Source organism: Paenibacillus sp. sgz302164 (assembly GCF_056120505.1).
Genome location: NZ_JBVYOL010000059.1, coordinates 1 through 11,764 on the forward strand (window position 1 = coordinate 1; position 11,764 = coordinate 11,764).

Annotated in this window: 7 protein-coding genes; all 7 read right to left on the reverse strand. The window is 46.2% G+C overall.

The window, feature by feature from the left end; all coding sequences use genetic code 11:
• Nucleotides 1-1,386, reverse strand: a 1,386-nt coding sequence (locus AC0LWT_RS38760) for an Ig-like domain-containing protein (RefSeq protein WP_474687295.1), incomplete at its 3' end; no start/stop codon positions are given.
• Nucleotides 1,387-2,190: 804 nt separating this feature from the next.
• On the reverse strand, nt 2,191-6,315 hold the full coding sequence (locus AC0LWT_RS38765; protein ID WP_474687297.1) for an S-layer homology domain-containing protein: 4,125 nt from the start codon (nt 6,313-6,315) through the stop codon (nt 2,191-2,193).
• Nucleotides 6,316-7,280: 965 nt separating this feature from the next.
• On the reverse strand, nt 7,281-7,601 hold the full coding sequence (locus AC0LWT_RS38770) for a transketolase-like TK C-terminal-containing protein (protein WP_474687299.1): 321 nt from the start codon (nt 7,599-7,601) through the stop codon (nt 7,281-7,283).
• A gap of 127 nt (nt 7,602-7,728) precedes the next feature.
• The gene (locus AC0LWT_RS38775) at nt 7,729-8,625 is read right to left on the reverse strand and encodes a DMT family transporter (protein ID WP_474687300.1); all 897 of its coding nucleotides are present in this window, start codon (nt 8,623-8,625) and stop codon (nt 7,729-7,731) included.
• A gap of 63 nt (nt 8,626-8,688) precedes the next feature.
• On the reverse strand, nt 8,689-9,642 hold the full coding sequence (locus AC0LWT_RS38780; protein ID WP_474687302.1) for an alpha/beta hydrolase: 954 nt from the start codon (nt 9,640-9,642) through the stop codon (nt 8,689-8,691).
• Complete coding sequence (locus tag AC0LWT_RS38785) at nt 9,642-10,625, reverse strand: alpha/beta hydrolase (RefSeq protein WP_474687303.1); 984 nt, start codon at nt 10,623-10,625, stop codon at nt 9,642-9,644. Before AC0LWT_RS38785 ends, AC0LWT_RS38780 begins: the two co-directional genes overlap by 1 nt.
• Nucleotides 10,622-11,248, reverse strand: a complete 627-nt coding sequence (locus AC0LWT_RS38790) for a TetR/AcrR family transcriptional regulator (RefSeq protein ID WP_474687305.1) — start codon at nt 11,246-11,248, stop codon at nt 10,622-10,624. The genes AC0LWT_RS38785 and AC0LWT_RS38790 overlap by 4 nt, the downstream gene beginning before the upstream one ends.
• Between the last annotated feature and the right edge of the window lie 516 nt (nt 11,249-11,764).

Here is an 11,764-nt window from a genome sequence, read left to right on the forward strand (position 1 = left end):
GCTTGTTACGGCTATGACTTCTGCTTGTACTGTCACCTCACTCGTTGCCGTCTTGCCGCCGTCTTCCGTTGTAACGGTTATCGTCGACGTTCCCGCTGTCTTTGGTGTCACCACGCCCGTTGCATCAACGGTTGCCACGCTTTCATTACTGCTGCTCCATGTAACTTTCTTATTGGTCGCGTTACTTGGATACACCGTTGCCGTGAGACTTCCTGTTGCTCCTCCGGCTGTTAGAGTCATTGTTTCCTTATCCAGCGTCACATTCGTAACCGCAGGAAGAAACGCCATAACCGTGGCTTTATATCCTTTCGCTTCATCCGAATACACTACATACGGTATTCCGTTCGCGTCAATCGCAAGCGAAAGAGCAAGAGCTGTAGCTTCCGAGAAGCCTTCGGTTCCTATCGTCTCCCAACTTGCCCCATTATACTTCATTACCGTTGCTTTTAGATCTTTCTCCACATCAATGTACGCTACGTAGGGTGTTCCATCCTTTGCAAGTGCAAGCGAAAGGTAATCTATTTGACTTGCTGAAAAATCGGCATTCCCTACGACTTCCCAATCAGATGTAAACTTCATAACAGTTGCTTTGCCATTATCCCGAAAAGCGATGTACGGTGTTCCATCCCGTGCAATCTTAAACGATTCAGCAGACGTACCTGTAAAACCTGCACGTCCCACGTACTCCCAGCTTATCCCATTGAACTTCATGACTGATTCTTCAAAATCTTTTTCTATATCCTGATAGGCTACGTAAGGTGTTCCATCAGGAGCAATCGCCAGCGATATCGCATAATTCAGACTTTCGTTGAATCCTGTTTTTTCAAATGCCTGCCAACTTAAACCATCGAACTTCTTAACCATTACTGCGTTATGACCGTTTCCATCCTGATACGCTACGTATGGCGTTCCATCAGGAGCAATCGCAAGCGAAACGTCACTAGCCACGCCTGTAGAGATGCCTCCTGCAGCTCCTACTGGCTCCCATTGCGCCCCATTAAGCTTCATCACCATTGCTTTTCCGTCGTTTCGGAGATCTTGATAGGCAACATACGGCGTTCCATCCGGTGCAATCGCAAGCGAAACGTACATAGTCGAGCCAGTCAAACTTGCATTCCCTGCCAACTCCCAGCTTGATAACGTCTTGTTAAACTTCATAACAATAACTTTTTCTGTATAGTTCTCCGGATACGCTACGTACGGCGTTCCATCAGGAGCAATCGCAATCGAAGCATTGGGAATAATTTCTTTTGAAAAGCCGGCATTCCCTACTAATTTCCAAGATGAACTTGCATACGCGATACTCTTGGACGAACTCCAAGCAAAGGTAGACAAGACGAGGAAAATTGAAAGTAAACATATAGAGACTGATTTCATTTTAAGCATAAAGTTTTATGTCCCCCCCTGAGATTAATGTACAGCTTCGAATTTTTGAATAGCCCATTATGCCAATAAGGATGAATCCCAAGCCGTGGCTTGGTAGATTCACAGTTCGCTGTTGCAATGGCTGGCGAGTGTCCCCCTCGGCTGCTCATTTCCCTCATCTTAAAACTGCGATATTTCGATAAATGTGTTCCCTAATTCGACATCATACACATCTTATCCGAAGTACATTCTATCAAACGACTCTCACAAAATTCTCACAAAACCGTGAATAACTGTCGAAAAAAAGCAAAAAAGCAGAGATAATGACTCTCCGCTTTAAGTCCTTGTGCCTATTAGCCGCTTCTCTCAAATAGGATGCCAATTACGAGGCTACTCATTCAACTATGGTATTCGTTAGCTGAACGCTCAAGGATATTACCCAACCGTACATAATCTAGTCCAATCTCATTCCTCTATAACACCAGCACTTCAAAACTCCGGCTAATCATCCTTGCTGGGATGCCTCTGCAACAATTCTCTCTCGATCACCTTTCTTAAGCCATTTTTAACTCAGCAGAGCTGCCAGTGAGGCACTGCATTTACTTTTGGAACGGGTAGCGGAAAACCCGCCCGATTTGTGCTTTTTTTTTGCCCGCGCTTTCGTGATTGCCCGTACAATACCAGCCCAAGATGCGAGGTGATCGGCCGTCGAAAATTGATCCATTTGGGACACCAAAAACAAAGGAGTTAAGCACATACAGACTACTTAACTCCTTTGTTCATTCAAATATTCACTTTTTTAACTAGCGCATTGTCATTGGTGGGTTAGATCAGTTCTGAATTTTTAAGCAATCGATGGATGATCGCTGCAACTTCGGCTCTGGTCATATACGCCTTTGGTGCGAGTTCTGTTTCGTTTCTTCCCGTTACAATGCCTGCCTCTATCGTTTCGGCAAAACTGCTTTGCGCCCAACTTGAGATATCGGCAAAGTCTGCGTATTGATGAGCGGTTTGGTTTGTCGATGGCAGAGAAAGCTTGGCTTTCAGATTGGTGATTGCCATTGCTTTGGTGATAATGACCATCGCTTGCTCGCGAGTGATTTTGTCCATCGGGCGGAATGAACCGTCCTCGAAACCGCTGATCAATCGATAGGCATGAGCTGTGTTAATCGCGCCGCTGAACCAATCCGATGCTGTGACATCCGAGAATGCTGTTGCTCCGCTCTCCAGCTTAATGCCTAGCGCGCGAACGATAATTGCTGCAAATTCAGCACGAGTGATGTCTTTGTCCGGGTTAAATATACCGTTACCTGTTCCCTCAATTACCATTCGTGAAGCCAAATCGTTGATGTCATTTTTGGCCCAATGGGTTGCTACATCGCCAAATTCAAGCGGATGCCATATCACAGAGTAGGTACCGTTGGTCAAACTGTTGATTATGGCGTAATGCTGTCCTTCAGATCTAATGACCTTTGTAGGCACATGTCGAACCGTTCCGTCCGGATCGATGACAACACCCGTTGTAATCTTGTTCGGATCAACATCGGCTGGTATGACCATCTGTCTTTCCACGTAAGCTTTGAATCGGGACAATTCAATCTGTTTATTTCCAAAAGTAAAGGTGGCTGTGAATGAAAGCGATGGAACAACTATGGCAAATTGCCCTTTTGCAGCAGAATCTTCTATCAATTTCACAACATCTGCTGTTGGTTTGGCAATTTCGAAATGAACTTGAATGTTTTGGAGGTCCATTGACGTATCCATCTGAGCGAATGCGGAATTCAGGTTGATTAGCTGCGTAGGCAGCTTATACGTCGCGCGATCTGTCTTGATTTCCAAAACCGCTTGTTTGTTTTCCATAGTTCTCATCATTTGACCGTTTAGTTCCATGATACTCACATCAGACTTGATGTTCATCGGAATCGTTACTACTGCGCCTTGACCTTCTATCGCAAGTTTTTCTTCCAGCTTTTTCTTATCAACAGCAACGACCGTGACCGTTCGATTATTTACGTTCGTTGTCGTTGCCGTTCCGATATTTTCGACCTTGCCATTCACGAAGATTTCAACACCTGTTTGGATTGGAGATGTTGTTGTTACAGGTCCAGAGCCGCTGCCATTGCTGCTGTCGTTGCTGCTGGTGTCGGCGTTATTGGGCGGTCTAGGCACGACCGAATTGGAAGTGGTGGAAGAGGCGCTTTTGCCCACACTATTTATTGCTTTCACTGTAAAAGTATAGCTCGTGCCGTTTGTTAAACCTGTTACCGTAATCGGACTGCTTGTTCCATTTAAGACAATGTTCCCTGGCGAGGCTGTCACTTCATACCCCGTAATGACGCTTCCGCTGTTGATCGCTGGGACAGTAAAGGTAATGGTGGCCTGTCCATTGCCAGCAACTGCCTCTACATTCGTAGGAGGGGCTGGAACCGTTGCCGGTGTCGCATTCGCTGAATTTGATTCTGCGCTCAATCCTCCCGGGTTCCCAGCTTTTACGACAAAATAATAGGTCGTTCCATTGATCAGATTCTGAACGTTGTACGTTGTGTATGTCACGGTTGTAACTGCAGCGTTGTTAAATTGACCTGAAACGGTTGTTAAATAAATGCTGTAATAAGTTGCTCCGGTTACTGTTTGCCAGGTTAGTGCAACTTGACTGTCTCCTCCGACGGCTGTAAGGTTTTGCGGAGTTAAAGGAGCGTTCACTACCGCGTTCACTGTTACCGCCGCTGCGCTGGTTGTCGTCGTAGCCGTGGGCGCGCCGCTCACGGCGTTATTCGTGTTCGTCACGACGGCGTAGTAATACGTCGTGCCTACGCTTCCCGTCGGCGCGGCATACGAAGCGCTCGTCGCACCGCTTATGGAGCTGCCGCCGCTGTTGCTGTTCGTCGCGTTACTGTACCATTGGTAGCTGAGCGTGCCGCTGTCGCTCACCGTCGCCGCCACGCTCAGCGAAGGGCTTGACGCGCCCTGATTGACCGTCGCTCCCGAAGGCTGCGTTCCGATGCTCGGGGTCGCCGCGTTTACCAGCGCGTTCACCGTGACCGCCGCCGCGCTGCTCGTGGCTGTTGCCGTGGGTGCGCCGCTCACGGCGTTGTTCGTGTTCGTCACGACGGCGTAATAGTACGTCGTGCCTACGCTTCCCGTCGGCGCGGCATACGAAGCGCTCGTCGCACCGCTTATGGCGCTGCCGCCGCTGTTGCTGTTGGTAGCGTTGCTGTACCATTGGTAGCTGAGCGTGCCGCTATCACTCACCGTCGCCGCCACGCTCAGTGAGGGGCTGGACGCTCCCTGGTTGACCGTCGCTCCTGAAGGCTGCGTTCCGATGCTCGGGGTCGCCGCGTTTACCAGCGCGTTCACTGTTACCGCCGCTGCGCTGGTTGTCACCGTTGCCGTATGCGCGCCGCTCACGGCGTTGTTCGTGTTCGTCACGACGGCATAGTAGTACGTCGTGCCTACGCTTCCCGTCGGCGCGGCATACGAAGCGCTCGTCGCACCGCTTATGGAGCTGCCGCCGCTGTTGCTGTTCGTGGCGTTGCTGTACCATTGGTAGCTGAGCGTGCCGCTATCACTCACCGTCGCCGCCACGGTCAACGACGGGCTTGACGCTCCCTGGTTGACCGTCGCTCCCGAAGGCTGCGTTCCGATGCTCGGGGTCGCCGCGTTTACCAGCGCGTTCACTGTTACCGCCGCTGCGCTGGTTGTCACCGTTGCCGTATGCGCGCCGCTCACGGCGTTATTCGTGTTCGTCACGACGGCGTAGTAGTACGTCGTGCCTACGCTTCCCGTCGGCGCGGCATACGAAGCGCTTGTTGCACCGCTAATGGAGCTGCCGCCGCTGTTGCTGTTCGTGGTGTTGCTGTACCACTGGTAGCTGAGCGTGCCGCTGTCGCTCACCGTCGCCGCCACGCTCAGCGAAGGGCTTGACGCTCCCTGGTTGACCGTCGCTCCTGAAGGCTGCGTTCCGATGCTCGGGGTCGCCGCGTTTACCAGCGCGTTCACTGTTACCATCGCTGTGCTGGTTGTCACTGTTGCCGTATGCGCGCCGCTCACGGCGTTGTTCGTGTTCGTCACGACGGCATAATAATACGTCGTGCCTACGCTTCCCGTCGGCGCGGCATACGAAGCGCTTGTTGCACCGCTAATGGAGCTGCCGCCGCTGTTGCTGTTGGTAGCGTTGCTGTACCACTGGTAGCTGAGCGTGCCGCTGTCGCTCACCGTCGCCGCCACGCTCAGCGAAGGGCTTGACGCTCCCTGGTTGACCGTCGCTCCCGAAGGTTGCGTTCCGATGCTCGGGGTCGCCGCGTTTACCAGCGCGTTCACCGTTACCGCTGCTGCGCTGGTTGTCACCGTTGCCGTATGCGCGCCGTTCACGGCGTTGTTCGTGTTCGTCACGACGGCGTAGTAGTACGTCGTGCCTACGCTTCCCGTCGGCGCGGCATACGAAGCGCTCGTCGCACCGCTAATGGCGCTGCCGCCGCTGTTGCTGTTGGTAGCGTTGCTGTACCATTGGTAGCTGAGCGTGCCGCTATCGCTCACCGTCGCCGCTACGCTCAGCGAAGGGCTTGACGCTCCCTGGTTGACCGTCGCCCCTAAAGGCTGCGTTCCGATGCTCGGGGTTGCCGCGTTTACCAGCGCGTTCACTGTGACCGCCGCCGCGCTGGTTGTCACCGTTGCCGTATGCGCGCCGCTCACGGCGTTATTTGTGTTCGTCACGACCGCATAGTAGTACGTCGTGCCTACGCTTCCCGTCGGCGCGGCATACGAAGCGCTCGTCGCACCGCTAATGGCGCTGCCGCCGCTGTTGCTGTTGGTAGCGTTGCTGTACCATTGGTAGCTGAGCGTGCCGCTATCGCTCACCGTCGCCGCTACGCTCAGCGAAGGGCTTGACGCTCCCTGGTTGACCGTCGCTCCTGAAGGCTGCGTGCCGATGCTCGGGGACGCCGCGTTCACAACGGGGTCTCCAATTTGGATATTGTTGAGCGCAATCCACATTTGGTTACCACTCTGCGGAGTGATGCGTACTTCATCAACGTTTTGAAAAATAGAAGCTGTTAACCCATTGCTTTGGTTGAATGTAAATTCATAAGGATTCGTATTAGTGTTGAAAGTTACTGAACCTGTTGATTGACCATTGTCATAGCCGGTTACAGTTATTGGACTCCCACCATAATCAGCTACAAAAAAGGATTTCAAATTAAAGTTAACCGATGTAGAAGCGCTTTTAATGGTAATTAAAGTGGATGGAGCGCCGCCGTTACAACAATAAGCAGCCGCAATTGCACCTCCCGTATAAGGAGTTTCATACGTCCACGAGTATCCGTCACCACTTATAATTTGTAGTGTAATCCCTGGAATAGCAGTAGACCCTCCCTGTCCGGCAGTAATTGTGCTCCCGCTAAAACCCGAGCCATCTGTAAAAGTGACTGTGCCTGTTGCTCCATAGGATGCAAGAGGCAGTCCTGTGAACATAACGAGAGCAAACCCTAATAGAATGAATAACCTTGCTATTGGTTTCATAAATGTGTGCCCATCTCCTACTTTATGAGGAATAATTGACTTATATATGAATCAACTAAACTTTCGACTTGACCTTCTCGTTTATGGTTCTTGTTCTATGTTCAATAATTCGACAAATGTATTTTTTATCCTGCAAATTCATATCCGCATACCCAAACCGAGCACGAGACAAAAAAGCCCCACAAGCACAGTGGGGAATGGGACTATTAGGGGTAGGGCCAACATGCCCATCAAGCTAAGAAATATCTCCACCCCCAAAACGATAAAAATTAGCTATTTATTATTTCGAGGACATTTCCCCCTGTTTGGGGCCTGTATTTTTTTAGTATCAAATGCTTTTCCAGCGGTCCCCCTGAAACGGACAGATGGAAATTCCTGGACTGGAAACAAATAAAGTTTTACAGTGCTTTAACTTTGTTAACGACGTTCTCGACGGTGAAGCCGTACTCTTTAATCAATCTATCGCCTGGAGCTGAAGCCCCAAACTTGTCGATGCCAAGGATGGCGCCTTTCTCACCGCCCATGCTTTCATTGAACAATTGCTGCACCTGAGAAGCTAGTTGTAACCATGGAGTTCGAGTCAGAAGTAGGAATATATAATGAGCGAAAGCTCTTCGCTTGTCTATTTCTTTTCCAGTCAATATATAGCCTTTGTTACGATCAAAAATGATCCTCAGCTCGAATTCAGCCAATTTTTGTAAGGTCTCACGATCAGACAAATTTGTGTACGATAATATTGGACTGGCTCAAGCTTATGACTTTCCAACCAACTGTTAATCTTTTCGAGATCATCTAATGAAACAAACGAAAGCGAATGAACCAGTAAATCGAGAAAGAGCATAAGAGTTATTTACTTTTAGACGCCATACTTCCTAATAGCAAGGAAACCAATATGATCATTAAAGCAAACCATGTATTTGAATCGATCTGGTCTCCTAATAAAACTGTACCGAGAATAACTCCAATCACTGGAACAAAATAATTGGTTAGTGATGCAAAAGCCGCTCCTGATTTTTTAATGAGCTGATTAAACATCATGTATACAATTCCTGCATGGAAAATTCCTAGAATGACAAGAGATAATATCTCAATGAAAGTAAGTTTAATGCTCAGCGGACTTTCTAACAGAAAGCTAACTGGAATCAGAACAATTGATGCTATAATTAGAACATTTCTCATCGCCAACACAGAGGACATTGGCGGTAACTTTTCAATTAACACCAATGATAACGCAAAGCTTATTGAAGCTAAAACAAAAGCTGACATTCCCCATAAACTTTGAATCGCGAAGTCAATGGTTAGTGAGGGTAAGATCATCAGGAGAATACCGACAAAGCCAACTCCGATACTTATAAAGTGCATCATCCGCAATCGGTTAATTCTAAAGATAAATATGATAAGCAGCGTGAAAATTGGAATCGTCCCCATAATAATGGAAGCAATGCTGCTGGATACCCGTTGCTGTCCCCACCCGATTAAGAAAAAAGGAATGATCGCTTCAAAAAAAGCAATGGAAACATAAAGAGCTCTCAACTTCTTTATTGGAGCAGTGGAAACGGGTTGGATTTTCTCTTTCTTTGTAAAGAAAATATAGATCAATGCTAATGTAATAGCTCCAACCATTGCTTTTACAGCTGCAAGTGTAACTGGGGGCACGCCAGAGATAACGATATCCACAAAGAAAAACTGTGAACCCCATATTAAACTTATTCCAATTAGAAATAAGATGCTTTTTATTTTCATAAAACGGACTCCCTTATTTGCCAACGTTCACTAGTTATAACAGCAAGTTGGCATGTATGCCGCTTATAATTCATTCTCTACTTTTTTCAAAAAAGAAAGTACAGCAGCATTCATCTGCTCTAACCCCGGCTGTTCAATCGGAAAATGACCAGCACCCTTTAAAATTACACATTCTTTTTTGCTTTTTATGTTGTCAAAAAACGGTCTACTGAAACTATATGGAGTCATAGGGTCTAGTTCAGGATGAACGAGTAATACCGGACAAACATCAAAATTCTCAGGTTTTATTACCGGTTTCATATTTAAGAACGTTCTTAATAAGCGTAAAGGGATTTTCGTACCTGCCGCATGAGCGTCTTTCATAATGAGTTTGGTCATTTCAGAGTTATTCGTAATCAATTGCATTCGAGAAACATGATTAACAGAGATATGCAAGGAATCTAATAAACGAGGAAATTTGTCCAATAAAAGTTTCCCTAACCGACTAATGAGTTTGTTAGGAGCTAATTGATCACGAAATTCCACATTACTCGTATCAACAAATGTCGTTGCAATTAACCCTTTAACTTGCTTACTCTGTGCAGCGGCATGATATGCTAACATTCCTCCTATACTGGTGCCTAGCAAGATGATTGGTTTGCCGTCCCGTTTCAATTCCCGGTCGATCAATTCAGTAAGTATGTCAATCCAAAGCTGATATTCCAACGATTTTACTGAATTCGCATAACTTAAACCATAAGGCGGCAGATCCGGCGCCACTACTTCATAACCGTATTTTTGCAGCATTCGTGCATAGGGGGCTAACAATCTACCATTGCCCCCAGCACCATGAATGAAAATAATTTTTAATCTTGAATGCAAAACAGGCATACGATCCAAATGAATATGAGCATTGTTCCAAGTCATCCATTCTTCTATTGGTAAATTACTATCATTTACCTGCATTTCTGTAGGAAAAAACTTTTGATATTGTTTCCAATATACTACCGAATCATTATATGTTGAAAACTCATTCATTATTTTGCGGCTCCAACAATATACTTATCCAAAAAGCGATCTACTCTTTGGAAATATTCAGTGGGGTAATGATTGATAGCATCGATGTGCTCCGTATTTTGCGGGTACCACACTTCTGCATCTGGGTTATCTTTTAATGACTCAAAAATTACTTCTGTATTTTTATAACTAATTTGCTGATCTCCAGTACCATGAATCAGCATAACTGGCTTATTTTGCATCTTTTTTGCTGCATCCATAGGGGATACGGAATCAAGATCGACCTTCATGACCCATTTTCCCACCCATATCGATGTATAACTGAATGGAAACGAAGGTAAACCTGAAAAGAAGGGCAAACCCTCTCTCAGAAACATACCTGCATTACGAAAAGGACTATCTGCAATTACAGCTTTGATGTCATCACTTTCACTTGCGGCTAGCAAAGAAGTAGCAGCACCCATTGAAAAGCCAATTACTCCAATTTTATCACCAGCATGGTCTCTGGATTTTAAATAGCTCACAGCTCCAAGTAAATCGTATTTTTCATTGAGGCCAAGTGTAATCAAATTACCATCGGATTTACCTTGCGAGCTGAGGTCAAATGCCAATACATTGTAGCCTTTCGGAACGAAATGCTCTACTAACTTTTTGGTCCGCCCTTTGACTAAACGATTGCTTGTATATCCGTGGACGACAATAATCGTCTGATCACTTGCCTTATTGGAAAGACCATTTGCAGGAAAGAAGGAACCTCTAATCGTATTATCATTTTTCAAGCTCTTAAACTCAACCTCTTCGTAGGGAGTTTTATCGGTATTCAATTCGTAGCTGACATTAGTGTCTCTAGGATGGTGCAACAAGGTGTCCATCACTTTATAGGATATAAAAAATACAAGAACCATCACAAGCAAAAGCACGATCCCTAGGCTTAATAAAATTTTCCTCCGTTTTTTCGAACGAACGTTTACTGTCAGATTGGGTTGTAATGATGTTTGACTCATTTAGACTCCTCCAGTTTTTCTATAGGTTGTATGGGTGCGAACAAATATAAGGCATGCCCCTTCAAATTTTCCCACTCGGGGTGATGAATACTTTCTCCAAGAGTTAATGCTATCCCATTTAAGAAAGAGATATAGGCACGAGAGATCATTGCTGGAGAAAAATTTTTGTTGAATTCCCCCATTAACTGTCCCTTGGCATAGACACATTCGATAGTATCTGTTATTACTTTAGTACTTTCAAGAATCTTCAGTGTAAGTTCAGGAAATCTTATCCGTTGTCCTAAAACAAATTGAACAAGCCGCAATTCACTTGTATAGAAGTAGATATGATTGAATTGTTCTTCTACCAAGTTCTTAATTAATACGCCCGGCGTCCCCTCTTGTTTTAGACAAGCGAGCGATTTCACCTGAATATCAGCAAGTGGCTCAAGGACAGCGGCGTTGAATAAGGCTTCTTTGCTTGGGAAATATTGAAAAATGGTTCCAGGAGTCACTCCCACACTCTGCGCAATGAGAGCCGTTGTGGTATTGGAATATCCATTTTCTGCGAATAGGACAACAGCTTCCTTTAGGATACGATTACGCCGCTCCTGTCTTTTTTCTACATTGATTGGTCTTGCCAAATGTATTCCTCCTATCTTTGAACTGAATTTCTTTATTAATTAAATAAACGATCATTTAATTAATAATATATCTTTAATTACGAATAATAGCAAGAGTGAATTTCATCTTACTCATGATTAGGATGAAACTTAGCAAATAAAAACAAGCCGGACGCTAAGCAACATGCGCTCCGGCTTGTTTATTTCAGGTTACTTTGGATGAGTACACGTTCCGAATTCTTTAAGTAGGGCTTGCTGAGCAAATCTAAACGCTATGCGCAAGTCTTAATCAACAGGCGTGGTCCTTCACAGACTTTCAGAAAGTCTACCGCTTGGCCAAGGCCAATATTTCATCCGCAACGAGATCAGGGCGATATTGATGAATATAATGCTCGGTATCCTTAAGCACTAATTGCTTCGCTTGCACGGACTAGGAAGTAAATTCCTTTTCGTATTTGTTCCAAACGTCATTGGTAACCCCTAAGTAATCGGATGTCAGCACGGTAAGCGGGAAAGGGAGAGGCTTTTTGTCATCCA